At 61.8% G+C, this 20,060-nt stretch carries 20 protein-coding genes and 1 pseudogene; 16 read left to right on the top strand and 5 right to left on the bottom strand.

The window, feature by feature from the left end:
* Positions 1–18 precede the first annotated feature (18 nt).
* From HX818_RS02885 to HX818_RS02875, 3 genes are read left to right on the top strand one after another with little or no spacing between them, the layout of a single operon-like run.
* Positions 19–1,158 carry a branched-chain amino acid ABC transporter substrate-binding protein gene (locus HX818_RS02885; protein ID WP_177019453.1) on the top strand — a complete coding sequence of 380 codons (1,140 nt, stop codon included), beginning with the start codon at positions 19–21 and terminating at the stop codon, positions 1,156–1,158.
* Between the two features lie 31 nt (positions 1,159–1,189).
* Positions 1,190–1,681 carry an L-2-amino-thiazoline-4-carboxylic acid hydrolase gene (locus HX818_RS02880; RefSeq protein ID WP_177008267.1) on the top strand — a complete coding sequence of 164 codons (492 nt, stop codon included), beginning with the start codon at positions 1,190–1,192 and terminating at the stop codon, positions 1,679–1,681.
* Complete coding sequence (locus tag HX818_RS02875) at positions 1,678–2,913, top strand: Zn-dependent hydrolase (RefSeq protein ID WP_177019452.1); 1,236 nt, start codon at positions 1,678–1,680, stop codon at positions 2,911–2,913. Before HX818_RS02880 ends, HX818_RS02875 begins: the two co-directional genes overlap by 4 nt.
* A gap of 151 nt (positions 2,914–3,064) precedes the next feature.
* On the opposite strand, the gene HX818_RS02870 is transcribed toward HX818_RS02875, so the two are convergent.
* Entirely contained in the window at positions 3,065–3,853 is a 789-nt protein-coding gene (locus tag HX818_RS02870; RefSeq protein ID WP_087694199.1) for a helix-turn-helix transcriptional regulator, read from the bottom strand.
* A gap of 85 nt (positions 3,854–3,938) precedes the next feature.
* Here HX818_RS02870 and HX818_RS02865 point away from each other — a divergent pair, with 85 nt between their 5' ends.
* From HX818_RS02865 to HX818_RS02845, 5 genes are all read left to right on the top strand, one after another.
* Positions 3,939–4,937, top strand: a complete 999-nt coding sequence (locus HX818_RS02865) for a bile acid:sodium symporter family protein (protein WP_177019451.1) — start codon at positions 3,939–3,941, stop codon at positions 4,935–4,937.
* Between the two features lie 88 nt (positions 4,938–5,025).
* Positions 5,026–6,216: a sugar transporter gene (locus tag HX818_RS02860; protein ID WP_008436945.1), complete on the top strand. Its 1,191-nt coding sequence runs from the start codon at positions 5,026–5,028 to the stop codon at positions 6,214–6,216.
* Positions 6,217–6,228: 12 nt separating this feature from the next.
* A complete protein-coding gene (locus HX818_RS02855; protein WP_177019450.1) occupies positions 6,229–6,597 on the top strand; it encodes a lysozyme inhibitor LprI family protein in 369 nt (122 codons plus the stop codon).
* Between the two features lie 269 nt (positions 6,598–6,866).
* Complete coding sequence (locus HX818_RS02850; protein WP_177019449.1) at positions 6,867–8,420, top strand: TerC family protein; 1,554 nt, start codon at positions 6,867–6,869, stop codon at positions 8,418–8,420.
* 79 nt (positions 8,421–8,499) lie between these two features.
* Positions 8,500–9,342 (top strand): PhzF family phenazine biosynthesis protein, encoded by an 843-nt coding sequence (locus HX818_RS02845; protein WP_177008263.1) that lies wholly within the window; start codon positions 8,500–8,502, stop codon positions 9,340–9,342.
* Here the strand turns inward: HX818_RS02845 and HX818_RS02840 are convergent.
* Together HX818_RS02840 and HX818_RS02835 are read right to left on the bottom strand one after the other, a co-directional pair.
* Positions 9,278–9,655, bottom strand: coding sequence for a co-chaperone YbbN (locus HX818_RS02840; protein WP_102369342.1), 378 nt, complete (start codon positions 9,653–9,655; stop codon positions 9,278–9,280). The genes HX818_RS02845 and HX818_RS02840 overlap by 65 nt on opposite strands.
* Before the next feature lie 148 nt (positions 9,656–9,803).
* Positions 9,804–10,040 carry a hypothetical protein gene (locus tag HX818_RS02835; RefSeq protein ID WP_177008262.1) on the bottom strand — a complete coding sequence of 79 codons (237 nt, stop codon included), beginning with the start codon at positions 10,038–10,040 and terminating at the stop codon, positions 9,804–9,806.
* Between the two features lie 336 nt (positions 10,041–10,376).
* On the opposite strand from HX818_RS02835, the gene HX818_RS02830 reads away from it, so the two are divergent.
* From HX818_RS02830 to HX818_RS02795, 8 genes are all read left to right on the top strand, one after another.
* Complete coding sequence (locus HX818_RS02830) at positions 10,377–11,225, top strand: transporter substrate-binding domain-containing protein (protein WP_003207992.1); 849 nt, start codon at positions 10,377–10,379, stop codon at positions 11,223–11,225.
* Between the two features lie 52 nt (positions 11,226–11,277).
* Positions 11,278–11,940, top strand: coding sequence for an amino acid ABC transporter permease (locus HX818_RS02825; RefSeq protein WP_003207993.1), 663 nt, complete (start codon positions 11,278–11,280; stop codon positions 11,938–11,940).
* A gap of 9 nt (positions 11,941–11,949) precedes the next feature.
* Complete coding sequence (locus tag HX818_RS02820; protein WP_010173357.1) at positions 11,950–12,612, top strand: amino acid ABC transporter permease; 663 nt, start codon at positions 11,950–11,952, stop codon at positions 12,610–12,612.
* Entirely contained in the window at positions 12,609–13,394 is a 786-nt protein-coding gene (locus HX818_RS02815) for an amino acid ABC transporter ATP-binding protein (RefSeq protein WP_003207998.1), read from the top strand. Before HX818_RS02820 ends, HX818_RS02815 begins: the two co-directional genes overlap by 4 nt.
* 23 nt (positions 13,395–13,417) lie before the next feature.
* Complete coding sequence (locus HX818_RS02810) at positions 13,418–13,807, top strand: RidA family protein (RefSeq protein WP_003208000.1); 390 nt, start codon at positions 13,418–13,420, stop codon at positions 13,805–13,807.
* A 179-nt stretch (positions 13,808–13,986) separates the two neighbouring features.
* Positions 13,987–14,751 carry an IclR family transcriptional regulator gene (locus HX818_RS02805; protein ID WP_003208002.1) on the top strand — a complete coding sequence of 255 codons (765 nt, stop codon included), beginning with the start codon at positions 13,987–13,989 and terminating at the stop codon, positions 14,749–14,751.
* A 9-nt stretch (positions 14,752–14,760) separates the two neighbouring features.
* On the top strand, positions 14,761–15,969 hold the full coding sequence (locus tag HX818_RS02800; RefSeq protein WP_102369341.1) for an amino acid deaminase: 1,209 nt from the start codon (positions 14,761–14,763) through the stop codon (positions 15,967–15,969).
* 129 nt (positions 15,970–16,098) lie between these two features.
* Entirely contained in the window at positions 16,099–17,007 is a 909-nt protein-coding gene (locus tag HX818_RS02795; protein ID WP_177019448.1) for a sugar kinase, read from the top strand.
* Between the two features lie 116 nt (positions 17,008–17,123).
* Here the strand turns inward: HX818_RS02795 and HX818_RS02790 are convergent.
* Together HX818_RS02790 and HX818_RS02785 are read right to left on the bottom strand one after the other, a co-directional pair.
* Positions 17,124–17,414, bottom strand: a pseudogene (locus tag HX818_RS02790) (peptidylprolyl isomerase); the annotation flags it as partial.
* A 27-nt stretch (positions 17,415–17,441) separates the two neighbouring features.
* Positions 17,442–19,979 carry a PAS domain-containing protein gene (locus tag HX818_RS02785; protein ID WP_177019447.1) on the bottom strand — a complete coding sequence of 846 codons (2,538 nt, stop codon included), beginning with the start codon at positions 19,977–19,979 and terminating at the stop codon, positions 17,442–17,444.
* Between the last annotated feature and the right edge of the window lie 81 nt (positions 19,980–20,060).

Below are 20,060 nucleotides of genomic sequence, written 5' to 3'. Positions count from 1 at the left end.
AAGAAACAGGAACCACTGATGAAGACTTTCAAGCACACCCTAGTGATCGGCCTGGCCTTGAGCAGCCTGGCGAGTGCCATGGCCCAGGCCGACCAGACCGTATTGATCGGCCTGGCCGGGCCGTTGACCGGCCCGTCGGCGCGGATCGGCAAGGACCTGGAAAACGGCGCGCAACTGGCCATCGACGCGGCCAACGCCAAGCACCCGAAAATCAACGGCGAGGCGGTGACCTTCAAGCTGCTGTCCGAGGACGACCAGTCCGACCCGCGCACCGCCGTCACCGTGGCCCAGCGCCTGGTGGACGAAGGCGTGGTGGGCGTGGTTGGCCACTGGAACACCGGCACCAGCATTCCGGCGGCGCGGGTTTATCACGATGCAGGTATCGCGCAAGTCGCCCCGGTTGCTACCGGGCACGCGTATACCCAGCAGGGCTTCGACACCAGCTTCCGGATCATGGGCCATGACGACGATGGCGGCCAGGTGGCCGGCGACTATGCTTTGAACACCCTCAAGGCCCGGCGCATTGCGGTGATCGACGACCGCACCGCATTCGGCCAGGGCCTGGCGGACCAGTTCGTCAAATCCATCGAGGCCGGTGGCGCCAAGGTGGTGTCTCGTGAATACGTCGACGACAAGACCATCGATTTCAGCGCAGTGCTGACCAATATCCGCAGCCAGAACCCGGACCTGATTTTCTTTGGTGGCGTCGATTCCCAGGCCGCGCCTTTGGCCAGGCGTATCAAGCAACTGGGCATCAAGGCACCACTGATGGGGGCCGGTGGATTTGTCAGCCAGACCTTCCTGCAACTGGCGCAGAACGAAGGCGAGGGCGTGATTGCCCTGGAGCCGGGCCTGGCGGTGGCACAGATGCCGGGTGGCAAGGCGTTCGAGCAGGCTTACAAGGATCGCTACAAGGCGCCGATCGAACTGCACGCGCCGTTTGCCTATGACGGTGTCGGGGTGTTGGTGGCGGCGATCGAGAAGGCCGACTCGGTGGACCCGCAAAAGTACCTGCCGGTGCTGCGCGCCATCAGCTACCAGGGCGTGACCGGGACCATTGCGTTTGATACCGAGGGCAATTTGAAGAAGCCGTCGTTCACCGTGTATCAGGTCAAGGGCAATCAGTGGCAGCCAGTGAGTGTGGCGGGCGGCAAGTAAACGAATTCTGTGGAGCTGACGGAGGCACACAATGAGCAAGCTGGAAGGTGAACTGGGCATCCTGGCCCGGCGGCGGATCGAAGCCGAAATCATCAAGCCGATCTACGAGATCCTGGTGCGCGAGCAGGGCAAGGCCTTTGCGGCGGCGGTGATCGGCGAGGCGGTGGGCAATGCGGCGATTCAGGCCGGCAAGCACTTTGCCGAACTGGAAGAGCAGGGCGCCGACCTCAAGAGCTTCGTCGAGTTGCAAGTGCTCTGGGAAAAGGACGATGCGCTGAAGGTCGAGATCATCGCCAGCGACGCCGAGCACTACGACTATGACGTGAAGCGCTGCCGCTATGCCGAGATGTACCACGAGATGGGCCTGGGCGAGATCGGTCACCTGCTGTCCTGCAACCGCGACGAACTGTTTATCGTCGGCTACAACCCGGACATCAAGCTGACCCGCACCCAGACCATCATGGGCGGTGCCCATTACTGTGACTTCCGCTACCGGGCCAAAGCCCAGGAGCCGCGTTCATGAACGACTTGGCGCGGGTCAATGGCGAGCGCCTGTGGGGCTCGCTGATGGAAATGGCGCAGATCGGCGGCACCGAAAAGGGCGGCGTCTCGCGCCTGGCCCTCACGGATGAGGACCGCCGCGGTCGCGACCTGTTTGTGCAATGGTGCGAGGCGGCCGGTTGCAGCATTCGGGTGGATGCCATGGGCAATATCTTTGCCCGTCGCGCCGGGCGCCAGGATCACCTGGCCCCGGTGTTGACCGGTTCCCATGGCGATTCCCAGCCGGCGGGCGGCAAGTACGACGGTATCTACGGCGTGCTGGCCGGGCTGGAGGTGGTGCGCACCTTGAATGACCTGGGGATTGAAACCGAGCGGCCAATCGAAGTGGTGAACTGGACCAACGAAGAAGGCTCGCGGTTTGCGCCGGCGATGATTTCCTCGGGGGTGTATGCCGGGGTGTTTGACCTGGAGTACGGCCTGTCCCGGGAAGACAAGGCCGGGATCACCATCGGCCAGGCATTGCAGCAGATTGGCTATGCCGGTGCGCATCCGGTGGGTGGCCAGGCGGTGCATGCGGCGTTTGAGCTGCATATCGAACAGGGGCCGATTCTTGAGGCACAGGGCCTGACCATCGGTGTGGTCACCGGCGCCCAGGGCCAGCGCTGGTATGAAGTGGAACTGAGCGGGCGCAGCGCTCATGCCGGGACGACGCCGATGGATCACCGGCTCGATGCATTGCTCGGATTTGCCCGGGTGGTGGAGGCGGTGAACCAGATCGGCCTGGAACAGGGCGCCGAAGGGCGGGCGACGGTGGGCATGGCGAACATCTTCCCCAATTCACGCAACGTGGTGCCGGGGCGGGTGTTTTTCAGTGTGGAGTTTCGGCATCCGGATGAAGCGGTGCTGGGGTATCAGGATCAGCAACTGCAGGCGGCCGTGGCGCGGATTGCCGAGGGGATTGGTTTGCAGCACAGCGTGAAGCAGATTTTCCAGTACGCGCCGATTGCCTTCGACCCTGAGTGTGTGGAGGTGGTGCGGGCTTCGGCGCAAGCGTTGGGGTATAGCCATCGCGCCATGATTTCCGGGGCCGGGCATGATGCCTGCTACCTGAACCGGGTGGCGCCGACGGCGATGATTTTTGTGCCGTGTGTGGATGGGTTGAGCCATAACGAGGCGGAGGAGATTCATCCGCAGTGGTCGACGGCGGGGGCGGATGTGTTGTTGCAGGCGGTGTTGGCCAAGGCGCAACGCTAACGGGATCAACGCGGGACAAAATGTGGGAGCGGGCTTGCTCGCGAATGCGGTGGGTCAGTCAATACATGTGCTGGCTGAACCACCGCATTCGCGAGCAAGCCCGCTCCCACGGGGGCCCTGTTCTCTTTTTGAGGTCTTTGTTGTCTGATGATCAGAGGAAGAACTCACCGGGTGTGGCGTCGAACTGCTGGCGGAAGGCGTTGATGAAGGCCGAGGTGGATTCGTAGCCGCAGGCCAGCGCCACATCGGTCACGCGTTCGCCTTGTTCCAGGGCGGGCAGGGCGCTCAACAATCGCAGGCGCTGGCGCCACGCACGGAAGGTCAGGCCGGTGTCGCTCAGGAACAGCCGGCTGAGGGTTTTCTCGCTGACCGCCAGTTTCTGGCTCCACTGCCCCAGGGTGGTTTGCTGCTCCGGGTGCAGGTTCAGGCTGCGGTAAATCTGCCGCAAGCGGCTGTCGGCGGGCAGCGGCAACATCAGGTCGACCTGGGGCGCGGCGGCCAGTTGGTCCAGCACCACTTGGGCCAGCCGTCCATCCGGGCCATCCTCGGCGTATTCCACCGGCAATTCGCTGAAGCTGCGAATCAACTCGCGCAACAGGCTGCTCACCGCCAGCACCTGGCAGCGGTCAGCCGCCCAGGCGGTGACGCTGCAATCGAGGTACAGGCTGCGCATCTCGGTATGGGGCGAACTGAACACCCGGTGTGGCATGCCGGCCGGTATCCACACGGCCCGCTGGGGTGGCGCGACGAAGCGTCCTACGCTGGTCTGGATCTCCAGCACCCCGGATATCGCGTAGGACAACTGCACCCACGGGTGACTATGGCGGCGGGTCAGCGCGCGGTTGGGCAGGGATTCGGTGCGGCCATACACCGGCCTGGGCAGGCTGGAAAGCCCGGGCACGCTGCGGCGCACAGTTTTGTCATGTCCTTTTGGCGGCATTTACTGGCTCATTGGCGTTAGTCGGTAATAAGCCGTTACGTTAGAGTCGCGACGATGCTCTTGGCAACCCCTGGAAGATTGGCCTATGACCCGCCCACGCTTTTTACCTGACAACTTCACGCTGACCCTGGTGGCCACGGTGATCCTCGCGTCCCTGCTGCCCGCCAGCGGCCAGACCGCCGTGGCCTTTGGCTGGGTGACCAACCTGGCCATCGCGCTGCTGTTTTTCCTGCACGGCGCGAAACTGTCGCGCCAGGCCATTGTTGCCGGTGCGGGTCATTGGCGCCTGCACCTGCTGGTGTTCAGCCTGACCTTCGTGCTGTTTCCGTTGCTGGGCCTGGCGCTCAAGCCGGTGTTGTCGCCGCTGATCGGTAAAGACCTGTACATGGGCATGCTCTATTTGTGTGCGTTGCCCGCCACCGTGCAGTCGGCGATTGCCTTTACCTCGCTGGCCCGGGGCAATATCCCGGCGGCGATTTGCAGCGCGGCGGCGTCGAGCCTGTTCGGGATCTTCCTGACGCCATTGCTGGTGACGTTGCTGCTGAATGTGCATGGCGATGGCGGCTCCACCGTCGATGCGATCCTGAAAATCAGTGTTCAATTGTTGCTACCGTTCATCGCCGGGCAAATCGCCCGTCGCTGGATCGGCGAGTGGGTAGGGCGTAACAAATCCTGGCTGAAGTTCGTCGACCAGGGTTCGATTTTGCTGGTGGTCTACGGCGCCTTCAGCGAAGCGGTCAACGAGGGCATCTGGCACCAGATTCCGTTGTGGGAACTGGGTGGCCTGGTGGTGGCGTGCTGTGTGTTGCTGGTGCTGGTACTGGTGGCGTCCACGGTGCTGGGCAAGGCTTTTGGCTTCAGCCAGGAAGACCGGATCACCATTCTGTTCTGCGGCTCGAAGAAAAGCCTGGCCACCGGTGTGCCGATGGCCCAGGTGTTGTTTGCCGGGGCGAGCATGGGGGTGCTGATCTTGCCGCTGATGCTGTTTCACCAGATCCAGTTGATGGTCTGCGCGGCGCTGGCCCAGCGCTATGCCAAGCGTCCTGAGTCGATTCCCGAGCTGATGGGGCAAGTCGATCCCTGAATCGTCGTGTTACTATTTTTTGCGCGCGGCTCAAGGCCCGGCATCGGGCCGGCTTGATCTGCGCGCAAACGAGTACGACGACCTGTAAATGAGCATTTCCGCCGCAACACCTCAAGCCAACTGGCAACCGGTCTTCGCTCTCGCGTTGGCCGCTTTCGTTTTCAATACCACCGAATTTGTACCGGTCGGCCTGCTGAGTGCCATCGGCGCGAGCTTCGACATGCCCATCGCCAGCGTCGGCCTGATGCTGACCATCTATGCCTGGATCGTGTCCCTGACCTCGCTGCCGGTGATGCTGCTGACCCGTAACGTCGAGCGGCGCAAGCTGCTGATCGTGCTGTTCGGCATGTTTATCGCCAGCCATATCCTGTCCAGCGTGGCCACCAGCTTTGGCATCCTGATGCTCAGCCGGGTCGGCATTGCCCTGTCCCATGCGTTGTTCTGGTCGATTACTGCCTCCCTCGCGGTGCGTTTGGCGCCGGAGGGCAAGCAGGTGCAGGCCCTTGGGTTGCTGGCTACCGGTACTTCCCTGGCGATGGTTCTGGGTATTCCGCTGGGCCGCTTGCTGGGCGAAGCCATGGGCTGGCGCACCACCTTCCTGGTGATCGGCGCGTTTGCCGCCGGGCTGGTGTTCTGGCTGGCGCGCACCTTGCCGCTGCTGCCGAGCCAGAACTCCGGTTCGCTGCGCAGCTTGCCACTGTTGTTCAAGCGCCCGGCGCTGGTGGCGTTGTATGTGCTGACGGCGATGGTGGTGACGGCGCAGTTCACTGCCTACAGTTATGTTGAGCCGTTTGTTGAAGGTGTTGCCGGTATGAGTGGCAATACGGTGACCCTGATCCTGCTGGTGTTTGGCGGCGCGGGGATCATTGGCTCGTTGTTGTTCAGCCTGGTGCATCGCTTTAGCCCCCATCGTTTCCTGATCAGCGCGGTGACCATCCTGGCGCTGTGCCTGGCGTTGTTGCTGCCGTTGAGTGGCGAGGTGTCGTACCTGGTGACCCTGAGTGTGTTCTGGGGCATGGCCATCATGGGTTTTGGCCTGGCGTTGCAATCGAAGGTGCTGGTGCTGGCGCCGGATGCCACGGATGTGGCGATGGCGATGTTTTCCGGGATCTACAACATCGGTATTGGCGGTGGGGCGTTGATGGGCAGTTGGGTGGGCAGCCACTTTGGTTTTGCCTGGATCGGCGCGGCGGGCGGGTTGCTGGCAGCGGTGGCGTTGATTGGGTATTGCCTGGCGATTTATCGGTTTGGGCAGGGTGTGGCGCGTAGCCCTCTGTAGGAGGTAATTTTCATGGCAGTTCGTTTGATTAAACCGGCGGTATTTGCAGTGCTCGCCGGGTTTTCCGTGTTGTGGCTCAGCCCTGCAAGCCTGGCGGCCAGTTTTGACTGTGACCGGGCGAAGGCGCCTGACGAGAAAACCATCTGTGCCACGCGCTCCCTCAATGATCAGGACGTGACCATGGCGCTGCTTTATGACCTCAACCGGCACTTCATGGCCATGGGCGGGCGCGGTTCGTTGATGGATGATCAGGCTGTGTGGCTAAAAAAACGCCATACGTGCGGGGCTCAGGTCAGTTGCCTGACCCAGGCCTATACGCAGCGTATTGCGATGTTGCGTAGCTTTATCGATGAGCGGGTGATGACGAAGGGGCCGTTCTGAAGCAGTTACAGATCTTGTAATAGTTTTGCATTGTAGGAAATTCTTGTTTCGCCTGTACGATTCAAGTCCTTTTCCCACAACAGGACCTACATGAACACCCTCTCGGAGCCTCCCAGTCGTCTTTCCCCAAGACATGCACTGTCGCCGTTCCCGCTGATCGCCTGCCTCCAGGCCAGGCACCCCGTCTTCCGATTGCCTACCCTTACCCGGTCCCTCGACCGTGCGTTGCCGTGCCCGGCATTCTGAAAAACTTGAAGAGACACTGAAAAATGGAATGGTTAGCGGATCCAACGGCCTGGCTCGGCCTGTTGACTTTGATTGTGCTGGAGCTGGTGCTGGGCATCGACAACCTGGTGTTTATCGCGATCCTGGCGGACAAGCTGCCGCCGGAGCAGCGTGACCGTGCGCGTCTGATCGGTTTGTCCCTGGCGTTGCTGATGCGTCTGGGCCTGTTGGCAAGTATTTCCTGGTTGGTGACCCTGACCCAACCGCTGTTCGAGGTGTTCGACAAGAGTTTCTCGGGCCGTGACTTGATCATGCTGTTTGGTGGTGTGTTCCTGTTGTTCAAGGCCACCATGGAATTGCATGAGCGCCTTGAAGGGCATGTGGCTCAGCGCACTGGCAACGTGGCTTATGCGATGTTCTGGCCGATCGTTGCGCAGATTGTGGTGCTGGATGCGGTGTTCTCCCTGGATGCAGTGATTACTGCCGTGGGCATGGTGGATGAGCTGGCGGTGATGATGATCGCGGTGATCATTTCCATCGGCCTGATGATCGTTGCCAGCAAGCCGCTGACCCGTTTCGTCAACGCCCACCCGACGGTGATCATGCTGTGCCTGGGCTTCCTGATGATGATCGGTTTTGCCCTGACCGCAGAGGGCCTGGGCTTCCACATTCCCAAAGGCTATCTGTACGCGGCCATCGGCTTCTCGATCCTGATCGAGCTGTTCAACCAGATCGCCCGGTCGCGCCGCAAGAAGTCGGCCCAGGGCACGCTGCCGAGGCGTGAGCGTACGGCCCACGCGGTGATGCGTTTGCTCGGCGGGCGTAATCTGGCAGTGGAGGAGGTGGGTGAAGAGGTCGCCGACCTGCTGGACAACCCCGATGCCAACGGCGGGCCGCTGTTCGACCGGCGCGAGCGGGTGATGATCAGTGGCGTGCTGCAACTGGCTGAACGCCCGATCCGTACGCTGATGACGCCTCGGGCGAAGGTGGACTCTATAGATCTGTCGGACGATCCCGACACTATCCGCCTGAAACTGATGCATTCGTCTTACTCGCGTCTGCCCTTGATCCGCGACGGTAATGTCGACGAGCCATTGGGCTTTGTGCACAAGAAGGAGTTGCTCAAGGAATACCTGGCCGGTAACGAGCCGAACCTGGAGCACCTGGCGCGCCGGGCGGTCAACTTGCTGGAGAGTTTTTCGATTCTCAATGCCCTGGAGCAGATGCGTCAGGAGTCGACTCACATTGCCTTCGTGATCAACGAATTTGGCGACTTTATCGGGGTGTTGAGCATGACCGACATCCTCGAGTCCATCGCCGGTGAGTTGCCGGATGCGAGTGAGGTCGAAGGCCCGGATATCGTCGAGGAGGAGGGTGGTTTTCGCGTCAATGGCGCCTTGAACCTCAACCTGATCCGCCAGCGCACCGGCTTCAAGGCTGTGGCGACGGAGGATTACCAGACCCTGGCCGGGCTGGTGATGAGCCTGCTGGATCGACTGCCGGTGGTCGGTGACAGCCTGGAACATGAAGGCTGGCGCCTGACCGTGGCGGCGGTGGAGGAGCGGCGGGTCACGCAGGTGTTGCTGGCCCCTCTTTAACGGGTGAATTTCATTCGACGCTGGGCTGGCCTTTGGATAGCATCGCCGCTCACTGAACCGTTAAGGAAGGGTTACCCGAATGACTTTGGACGTGCTTAAGATTTCTGCATTCTGTGACGGCAACCAGGGCGGTAACCCTGCAGGTGTTTGGATCGGTGACAGCCTGCCGGAAGCTGCAGAAATGCAGCGTATCGCCCACGAAGTCGGGTTTTCGGAAACCGTATTCGCCTGCCCGCAGGATGACGGCTGGCGCGTGCGGTACTTCGCGCCGGAGTCCGAAGTTGCGTTTTGCGGGCATGCCACCATCGCCCTCGGTGCGGCCTTGAGCCTGGCGCTGGGCGATGGCGAATTCCACCTGGCGTTGAACAACGGCGATATTTCCGTCAGCGGCCGCAGCGAAGGCGACCTGATCGAGGCCGCGCTGCAATCCCCGCCAACCCGCAGCGCACCGGCCAACGATGCCCTGGTGGACGCGGGCCTGACCCTGTTCGGTTACACCCGCAATGACCTGGACCCGAGCATTCCGCCGGCGATCATCCATGCCGGCATTTCCCATCTGGTGCTGGCGCTCGCCAGCCGCGCCAAACTCAGCCAGATGCACTATGAACTGGAAGCCGGTCGCCGCTACATGACCGACGCCGGGCTGGGTACCGTGGTGCTGGTGTTTGCCGAAAGCCCGACACTGTTCCACACCCGCAACCCGTTTGCGGTGGGCGGCGTGTACGAAGACCCGGCCACGGGTGCCGCGACCGCTGCCTTTGCCGGCTACCTGCGGGACCTGGGCTGGCCGCACAACGGGCGCATCGACATCATTCAAGGCGAGGACATGGGCAGCCGTTCGCGCTTGCAGGCGCAGATCACCGATGAAAAGGGTGCCTCGATTCGGGTTTCGGGTACGGCGCGGTTGATGTTGGAGGACTGATTCTGGTCCTGGCGAACGTCTCCCTCAGCGTTTTTTCGTCGAACCCCTCCAGCTTATTGATCATCTTGCCATTCTGGAAAACCAGCAGGGTAGGCGTGCCGGTAACCTCGGGATGCCTAGGGGTTCGGGCAGTGTCGAGCACCAGGCTCTTCACGGAACTGGCGTATTTCCCGGCAATCCGTTCAAACAGTGGCCCGGCTTCCCCGCAGGCCGGGCAGTGCTGCGAAACAAACAGCATGAACACCGTTCTATGCGTCTTGAGCAACTGCTGATACTGCTCGGCATCGGCAATCACCGCCGTTGCAATTCCCATGATGATCTCCTTGAGCGAAAGGCCTGGCCCACGCTAATCCCGGCGATCAAAACCGTCTACTGTCAAAACTAACAGGTACCCACCTCCAACTGGCCCATTGTGGCGAGGGAGCTTGCTCCCGCTGGGCTGCGCAGCAGCCCCAAAGCCTTCAGCGCTCCGCCCGCTCCCGAGCCTTCTTCGCCAACCCCACGCACTGCTTATAGTCACCCTGATCCTTGGCATCCTTCGCCCTGCGATACCCATGATGATTCTGCGTGGTGTAGTTCGTACTGAACGCCGCCTTCAGCCTGACCAGCTCGGCCTTGCATTCGCGCCGGTCATTCTTGGCGAACACCTGGGTGGCAAACGCCAGCGACAACAACATAAGGACAAGACTGATCTTCATCTGAGCGCGTTCCTTGGGGGGGTCGATCATCTGCCAAGACTAGCCCAGCCACGGAATTCTTCCATCCGGCCACTGCACCGCTTTCGTGCACGGTAACGACCCGCCCCCGCACCCAAATGTGGCCTGTCACCCCGGTGTGTAGCCAACGGTAGCAATCTGATTGCAGCGGCTGGCCCAGTGCCTTATCGCTGATAAAAATCTATCCATTTGATTTAAAAAGAAATTAATCTCGAAATATTTTTCTGTTACTGCGTGTGGCACACTTTCTGCTGTCTATTCCGTTGTTACATACTAAGTTCCGGTATAGCGGAATACACAACCCCTGGAGTGCTTGTCATGCATCACCGACCTTCCGTGTTCAAAGCGTGTGTTTTTCTCTTCGCCGCATCGGCTTCCCTCGCCAGCGTAGTGCAGGCGGCGGACAGCAAGCTCGATACAGTGCTCAAGCGTGGGCACCTGATCGTGGGTACAGGCAGTACCAATGCGCCGTGGCACTTCCAGGGAGCGGATGGCAAGTTGCAGGGTTTTGACATCGACATCGGCCACATCGTGGCCAAGGGTCTGTTCAATGACCCGAGCAAAGTCGAATACGTGGTGCAGTCTTCCGATGCCCGGATTCCCAACCTGCTGACCGACAAGGTCGACATGAGCTGCCAGTTCATCACCGTCACGGCTAGCCGTGCGCAGCAGGTGGCCTTCACCCTGCCGTACTACCGCGAAGGTGTGGGCCTGCTGCTGCCGGCCAACAGCAAGTACAAGGAAATCGAAGACCTGCAGGCCGCTGGCGACAGCGTCACCGTGGCCGTGCTGCAAAACGTCTACGCCGAAGAGCTGGTGCACCAGGCATTGCCCAAAGCCAAGGTCGACCAGTACGACAGCGTCGACCTGATGTACCAGGCCGTGAACTCCGGGCGTGCCGACACCGCCGCCACCGACCAGTCCTCGGTCAAGTACCTGATGGTGCAAAACCCGGGCCGCTACCGCAGCCCGAGCTACGCCTGGAGCCCGCAAACCTATGCGTGCGCTGTCAAGCGTGGCGACCAGGACTGGCTGAACTTCGTCAACACCGCCCTGCATGAAGCCATGACCGGTGTGGAATTCCCAATGTACAAGGCCTCGTTCAAGCAATGGTTCGGTGTGGACCTGCCAGAGCCTGCGATCGGTTTCCCGGTTGAGTTCAAGTAATTCGTAAACCCTGGGGCGTCGCTGACGGCGCCCCAATCAGGTACTGCCGACCATGAACTATCAGTTGAACTTTGCCGCTGTGTGGCGCGATTTCCCCAGCTTGCTGGCGGGGCTCGGCCTAGGCCTTGAACTGGCACTGCTGTCCATCGCCATCGGTTGCGTGATCGGCCTGTTGATGGCGTTTGCGATGCTGTCCAAACACCGTGCGCTGCGCATCGTGGCCTCGGTGTATGTGACGGTGATCCGCAACACCCCGATCCTGGTGCTGATCCTGTTGATCTACTTCGCCTTGCCCAGCCTGGGTATCCGGCTGGACAAGATCCCTTCGTTCATCATCACCCTGTCGTTGTACGCCGGTGCCTACCTCACCGAGGTCTTTCGCGCAGGCCTGCTGAACATTCCCAAGGGGTTGCGTGAAGCGGGCCTGGCCATTGGCCTGGGCGAATGGCGTATCCGCGCGTACATCACCGTGCCGGTGATGCTGCGCAACGTGCTGCCGGCGCTGTCGAACAACTTTATCTCGCTGTTCAAGGACACCTCCCTCGCGGCCGCCATCGCGGTGCCGGAGCTGACCTATTACGCCCGCAAGATCAACGTCGAAAGCTACCGGGTGATTGAAACCTGGATGGTCACGACCGCGCTCTACGTGGCTGCCTGTTACCTCATTGCCATGCTGCTCCGTTACCTGGAACAGCGTTTGGCAATTCGCCGCTAAGGAGCGCCCATGTACGAATCCCCCAGCTGGCTGCATGAGTTGTGGATCGCCCGGGAAACCCTCTGGGCGGGGTTCCAGACCAGCGTCTACTGCTCGGCCCTGGCCATTATCTTCGGCACCCTGATCGGCATCGTTGCCGGGTTGATCCTGACCTACGGCAAATTCTGGATGCGCGCACCGTTTCGCCTGTACGTCGACCTGATCCGCGGTACGCCGGTGTTTGTGCTGGTATTGGCGTGCTTCTACATGCTGCCGGCGCTTGGCTGGCAGATCACTGCGTTCCAGGCCGGTGCCGTGGGCCTGACGCTGTTTTGCGGCTCTCACGTTTCGGAAATCGTGCGCGGTGCATTGCAGGCCATTCCCAAGGGGCAACTGGAAGCGGGCAAGGCCATCGGCCTGACCTTCTATCAATCCCTGGGCTACGTGCTGTTACCCCAGGCGCTGCGGCAGATCCTGCCAACCTGGGTCAACTCGTCCACCGAAATCGTCAAGGCTTCCACCTTGCTGTCGGTGATCGGTGTGGCCGAGCTGCTCCTCAGCACCCAACAGGTCATCGCCCGGACGTTCATGACCCTGGAGTTCTACCTGTTTGCAGGCTTTATGTTTTTTGTCATCAACTACGCCATCGAATTGTTGGGGCGTTACATTGAAAAGCGGGTGGCGTTGCCATGAACCAACTCTCTAAAGAAAGCCAGCCACTGCTGAACATTCGCGGCCTGCGTAAACAGTACGGCCCGGTGGAAGTGCTCAAGGGCGTCGACCTGAGCATGCAGCGCGGCAACGTCGTGACGTTGATCGGCTCCAGCGGCTCGGGCAAGACCACGCTGCTGCGTTGCGTCAACCTGCTGGAAGAATTCCAGGGCGGCCAGATCACCCTCGACGGTGAATCCATCGGCTACAGCGAGGTCGGCGGCAAGCGCGTGCGCCACCCGGAGCGGGTGATCTCCCAGCACCGCGCGATGACCGGCATGGCGTTCCAGCAGTTCAACCTGTTCCCGCATTTGACCGCATTGCAGAACGTCACTCTGGGCCTGCTCAAGGTCAAGAAGATGGGCAAGGACGAGGCGGTTGCACTGGCGGAAAAATGGCTGGACCGTGTCGGCCTGCTGGAGCGCCGCAATCACTTCCCGGGCCAACTGTCGGGCGGCCAGCAACAGCGCGTGGCGATTGCCCGGGCGATTGCGATGAACCCGAGCCTGATGCTGTTCGACGAAGTCACCTCGGCCCTGGACCCGGAACTGGTGGGCGAAGTGCTCAGCGTAATCAAGGGTTTGGCGGAAGAGGGCATGACCATGTTGCTGGTCACCCACGAAATGCGCTTTGCCTATGAAGTCTCGGACAAGATCGTCTTCATGAACCAGGGCCGCATTGAAGAACAAGGGCCGCCGAAAGACATTTTCGAACGCCCGCAATCGCCGCGACTGGCGGAATTTCTCAAGAACATTCGTTTTTGAATCATCACTTCAGGAGATCCATTATGAGCATTACTCGTTACGGCACCGGCGCCACTGCAGGCGGCGGCCAGCCTCGTCCTTTCGCCCGCGCGGTGGAAGCGGATGGCTGGTTGTACGTGTCGGGCCAGGTGCCGGCGGTGGACGGTGAAATCATCACGGGCGGGATCGTCGAGCAGACCCACCAGACCATGCGCAACGTGGTGGCGATTCTCGAAGAAGCCGGCTACGCCCTGGAAGACGTGGTGCGCGTGGGTGTATGGCTGGAAGACCCACGGGACTTCTGGAGCTTCAACAAAGTCTTCGGCGAATACTTCAACCCGGAACATGCTCCGGCGCGGGCGTGTGTGCAGGCGAACATGATGGTCGATTGCAAGGTTGAGATCGATTGCGTGGCCTACAAGAAAAAAGGCTAAATGATCGACCGCAACTTGCAGTGATGAAACTCGTTTGTGGCGAGGGAGCTTGCTCCCGCTGGGCTGCGTAGCGGCCCCAAAAAAACGGGAGCGCTTCGCACTCCAGCGGGAGCAAGCTCCCTCGCCACAGAGGACTCATCTACTGCGATTTTAAGCCTTTGACGGGACCCGAAACTGCCATGACCGAAGACACCATCAAACGCCGCGCCAAAGGCCTCGACCGGGCGTTCGATATCCTCGATTTCCTCAAGGAAATCGGCCAGCCCCTGCGCCCGAATGACATCGCCAGCGGCATCGGTAGCCCCAAATCCACGGTCTACGAATTGGTGGCCTCGCTGCTGGAACGGCGCATCCTCGAAACCGTCGGCAAGGACGGTCACGTCTACCTCGGCCGTCAGCTGTACTTCCTCGGCCAGGCCCACCTGCGCCATTTCGACCTGACCCGCGAAGCCGACCACGCCCTGCAGGAAATCGTCAGCCAAACCCACGAAACCGCCCAGATGTGCCTGCTCAATGGCCGCAAATACACCGTGGCCCTGATGCGCGAAGGCGAGCGGCATTTCCGCATTTCCTCAGACATCGGCGAGAACGCGCCGATCCCCTGGACCGCCTCCGGCCGCCTGCTGCTGGGCCACCTGAGCGACCAGCAAATCATCGACCTGATCGACTACGACGACTTCATCCTCCCGGACGGCCAACGCCTGCCTCTGGAAACCTTCCTCGGGCAAATCCGTCAGGCCACTCTCGACGGATTCTTCTCCTTCGACAGTGTCGCCGACACCTTTACCCACTGCTTTGCCGCCCCGGTCCGGGACGCCCAAGGCATCAGCATTGCGACCCTGTGCATCGTCGCCCCACGGGCCGATGCGATCAAAAACTACAACGACTACCGCCGGGTGCTGATCGACAGTGCGAACAACCTGGCCCGTCGCATCAACGAATAGGAAACCCTTATGTCTGCCTTCAATGCCGTTGAAAAAGGCGCCGCCGCCGTCGGTGCACATCTGGTCCGTGACGTCAGCCTGCCGGCCCTGGTGTTGCACCGCGACGCCCTGGAACACAACATCCGCTGGATGCAGGATTTCGTCAGCAACAGCGGTGCGCAATTGGCGCCTCACGGCAAGACCAGCATGATGCCCGCGCTGTTCCAGCGGCAGATCGAGCAGGGCGCATGGGGCATCACCCTGGCCAACGCCGTGCAGACCCGCGCTGCGTACGCCGGTGGGGTTCGCCGGGTGTTGATGGCCAACCAACTGGTGGGCGCGCCGAACATGGCGCTGATCGCCGACCTGCTGGCCGACCCCGAATTCGACTTCCACTGCATGGTCGACCACCCGGACAACGTCGCCGACCTGGGCCTGTTCTTCGCCGCCCGTGGCCTGCGCTTGAACGTGATGATCGAATACGGCGTGGTCGGCGGGCGTTGCGGTTGCCGCACCGAACAACAGGTGCTCGACCTGGCCAAGGCGATCAAGGCCCAGCCTGCGCTGGCCCTCACCGGCATCGAAGGCTACGAAGGGGTGATCCATGGTGAGCACGCCATCAGTGGCATCCGCGAATTCGCCGCCTCCCTGGTACGCCTGGCCGTCGACCTGCAAAACAGCGGCGCCTTCGACCTGGCCAAGCCCATCATTACCGCCTCGGGTTCGGCCTGGTACGACCTGATTGCCGAATCCTTCGAAGCCCAGAACGCCGCCGGCCGCTTCCTCAGCGTATTGCGCCCGGGCAGCTACGTGGCTCACGACCACGGCATCTACAAAGACGCGCAGTGCTGCGTACTCGACCGTCGCAGCGACCTCAACGAAGGCCTGCGCCCGGCGCTGGAAGTCTGGGCCCATGTGCAGTCGCTGCCGGAGCCGGGCTTCGCGGTGATCGCCCTGGGCAAGCGCGACGTCGCCTACGACGCCGGCCTGCCGGTGCCGCTCAAGCGCTACAAGGCTGGCGTGCTGCCAGCCGAGGGTGATGACGTGACCGCGTGCAAGGTCACCGCCGTGATGGACCAGCATGCGTTCATGGTCGTCGCACCGGGGGTTGAGCTGCGCATTGGCGACATCATCTCCTTCGGCACATCCCACCCGTGCCTGACCTTCGACAAGTGGCAAGTGGGTAATCTGGTGGATGAGCAATTGCAGGTGATCGAAAGCCTGCATACCTGCTTCTAGACCGAGTCGCGCCTTTCGCGAGCAAGCCCGCTCCCACATTCGACCGAGTTCCTTCAGTTGAAATGCATTCAAATGTGGGAACGGGCTTGCTCGCGAAGAGGCCCTCCAGTACATCGAGAGACCCCAGGCATGAACACAAAACCGCGCATCGCCCTGATCGGCGAATGCATGATCGAACTGCAACACCGCGCCGACGGCAGCCTGCAACAAAGCTTCGGCGGCGACACCCTGAACGCCGCCGTCTACCTGCGCCGCGAACTGGGTGAACCGAGCACCGTCGACTACGTCACCGCCCTGGGCGATGACAGCTTCAGCGATGCCATGTGCAAGCACTGGGCCGAAGAAGGCCTGGGCCTGGGCATGGTCCAGCGCCTGCCCGGGCGCCTGCCGGGTTTGTACTGCATCCAGACCGATGCCAACGGCGAGCGCAAATTCCTCTACTGGCGCAATGAAGCGGCCGTGCGCGACTGCTTCACCACACCGGCGGCCGAGCCGATCCTGGCAGCGTTGCCGACGTACGACGTGGTGTATTTCAGCGGCATCACCCTGGCGGTGCTGGGAGAAGTGGGCCGTGCGCGCCTGCTGGAAACCCTGGTCGAAACCCGCAAGCGCGGCGGCAAGGTGGTGTTCGACAACAACTACCGGCCACGCCTGTGGGCCAGCATGGACGCCGCACGCGCGGCGTATCACGCGGTGTTGGCCGAGGTGGATATCGCCTTGCTGACCGAGGATGACGAACGGGCGTTGTTCGGCTATGAAGACAGCGAGCAGGTGTTTGCGGCGTACCCGACGATTGCCGAGGTGGCGCTCAAGCGCGGGGCGGATGCGTGTTTGATTCGCTGTGAGGGGGAGCGGTTCGAGGCGCCGGCGTTGGTGGTGGAGAAGGTGGTCGACACCACGGCGGCGGGGGATTCGTTCAGTGCGGCGTACCTGGCCAGTCGGCTCAAGGGCGGTTCGCCGCAGGAAGCAGCCTTGGCCGGGCATCGGCTGGCGAGCCGGGTGATTCAGGTGCCGGGTGCACTTATTCCCCGAGACTAACGCTGATCGTTCCCACGCTCCGCGTGGGAATGCAGCCAGGGACGCTCTGCGTCCCAAGAGCGGACGCAGAGCGTCAGGTGAGGCATTCCCACGCGGAGCGTGGGAACGATCAGCCATCAATCGCGGTAAAACACTTGCACCAGGTGATACCCGAACTTGCTCTTGATCGGCCCATGAACCACCTTCACGGGCTTCTTGAAGATCACCGCATCAATCACCCCCACCATCTGCCCCGGCCGCACTTCACCCAAATCACCGCCGCGCTTGGCGGAAGGGCAGGTGGAGTACTTCTTGGCCAACACATCAAACGCTTCGCCCTTGGCAATACGCTGCTTGAGCTGTTCGGCTTCCTCACTGGTTTTCACCAGAATGTGACGGGCTTGGGCTTTCATTGATCGGTCCTGATGTGAAACGGCGCGCGATTATGCCTGAAGTCAGGCCTCTGAGCTGATCATGCTGCGGATTTTGTTGGCCAGCAGGTCAATCGAAAACGGCTTGGCCACCATGTCCATGCCTTCCTCCAGGAACCCCTGGCGCTCGGCGGCTTTCTCGGCGTAACCGGTCATGAACAGCACCTTCAGGTCCGGCCGGTGTTGCCGGGCGATTTCCGCCAGTTGCCTGCCGTTCATCCCCGGCAAGCCCACATCAGTCACCAGCAAATCCACGCGCAAGTCGGACTCCAGCAACGGCAGCGCCGCCCGTGCATCCGCAGCCTGGTGTGCGGTGTAGCCCAGTTCATCCAGCACATTCACCACCAGCATCCGCACTGCCGGGTCGTCCTCGACCACCACCACGGCTTCGCCTTCCAGCGCTACCGGGGCTTCGCCCTGGGTAGCGGGCGTGGTCCGCTCCAGTGCCGTGCCATGCAGGCGCGGCAGGTACAGGCGCACGCAGGTGCCCTGGCCCGGTTCGCTTTGGATGGTCACGTGGCCGCCGGATTGCTGTGCAAACCCATAGATCATCGACAGCCCAAGGCCGGTACCCTGGCCGATGGGCTTGGTGGTGAAGAACGGGTCGAAGGCCTTGGCGAGGATTTTCGCGGTCATGCCGGCGCCGTTGTCGCTCACGCCGAGCATCACATAGTCGCCGGCCTTGACCGGTTCCAGGGTGGTGATGTCGGTGCCGTCGAGGTAGCTGTTGGCGGTCTCGATGCACAATTGCCCACCGTCGGGCATCGCATCGCGGGCGTTGATCACCAGGTTGAGCAGGGCGTTTTCCAGCTGGCTGGCGTCGGTGTTCACCGGCCACACGTCGGTGCCCAGTTGCACCTTGAGTTCGATGTGCGCGCCCTTGGTGCGGCGGAACAGGTCTTCCAGGGACGCCACCAATTGATTCGGGTCGACCGGCTTGCGGTCCAGGGATTGGCGGCGGGAGAAGGCCAGCAGGCGATGGGTCAGCGCAGCGGCGCGATGAGCCGAGGATACGGCGGCGTCGGTGAAACGGCCGATCTCGTCGCTGCGCCCGGCGGCGATATAGCGTTGCATCAGGTCCAGGCTGCCGATGATCCCGGTGAGCATGTTGTTGAAGTCATGGGCGATGCCGCCGGTGAGCTGGCCGACCGCTTCCATCTTCTGGGCATGGCGCAGGGCGTCTTCGGCACGCTCGCGCTCGAACATCTCGTTTTGCAGGCGCTGGTTGGCTTCGGCCAGGGCCTGGGTGCGCTGGCTGACGCGCTCTTCGAGGTTTTCGTTGAGGTGGCGCAGGGCTTCTTCGGTCAGTTTGCGCTCGGTCTCGTCGATTACAAAAATATAGAAACCGTTGACTGAGCCGTCAGCGCTGAAACGCGGCAGGTACTTCATCAGCGCGTGGCGTGGCCGCCCGTCATGGTGCGGGGTGACGGTGACAAAACTGCAGGCCTTGCCCTTGAGTGCCGCCTCGATCTTGTCGACGCGCCCGGCATAGATTTCGTCGCCCACGACTTCGCGGATGCTCTTGCCGTACAGCTCCTGCGGGGTCATGCCGTACCAGTCCAGGTAGGCACTGTTGTTCAGGCGAAAACGCTGCTCGTGGTCGACATAACCGATCAACACCGGCATGGCGTTGATGATCAGTTGCAGCTCGGTCTGGCTTTGGCGCAGGGCCTGTTCGGTGTGCTTGCGTTCGGTCAGGTCGAGGGCGGCGCCGAGAAAACGCGCCGGTCGGCCATGGTGGTCCTTGTAGCAGCGGCCCCGGGCAAACACCCAGCGCACTTCGCCGTCGGCGCGCTGCAGGCGGTATTCCTCGGCGTACTCGGTGCCGTGGGTGATGCAGTGCTTGATGCTGCGGGCCACCATGCCACGGTCTTCGGGGTGCACGCCTTGCAGGTAGTCGCTGATGGGCAGCAGGTCGGCGTCGCACGGGTCAACACCGTGCAATTGGGCGAAATGGGCGTCGGCGATAAAGCGGTCTTCGCCGATATCCCAGTCCCAGGTGCCCACGGCATCGGTGGCGGCCAGGGCCAACTGCAGGCGCTGCTCGGTGTTGCGCTGGGCCTTGAGGCTGTTCTCGGTGCGCTGCTGCAGTTCCAGGGCGATGCGCCGGCGCTCGTTGGTTTCGATGGCGGTGATCAGGATCCCGGCGACCTCGCCACGTTCGTCGCGGATCGGGCTGTAGGTCAGGTCGAGCCAGATCTCGGTGTCGCGGTCGTTGCGCTGCAGGACGAAACGCTGCTCGGTGAAGGTGCGCACCTGGCCCATGAGGACGGCGCTGTAGATCGGGTCGGTAAACGGCTTGAGCTCAGGCCAGATCAGGTCAGCCGGTTGGCCGAAGGCGGCCGGGTGCTTGTTGCCGGCCAGCATTGCGAAGCCGTCATTGTAGATCTGGGTGAGTTCGGCACCCCACAGCAACAGCATCGGCATCGGTGAATGGATCACGATGTCGACGGCTGTACGGAGACTTTGCGGCCAATCAATGGCGTCACCGAGGGGGCTTCGTGCCCAGTCCAGCCGCGCAATCAGTGCTGCGGCCTCGCTGCCGGTGGGTGATACGTTCATGTAAATGCCCTGCGCGTAACGCTTGAAGAATGACAAAAGCCGATTATCCCGCGACCCGGGGCCGGCTTTCCACCCTCGAAA

It is taken from the genome of Pseudomonas sp. F9001, from assembly GCF_013385435.1.
In the GTDB taxonomy this organism is placed as follows: Bacteria; Pseudomonadota; Gammaproteobacteria; order Pseudomonadales; family Pseudomonadaceae; genus Aquipseudomonas.
The sequence above is the reverse complement of the archived record's forward strand: the minus strand, read 5'-3'. Positions and strand labels throughout refer to the sequence as shown.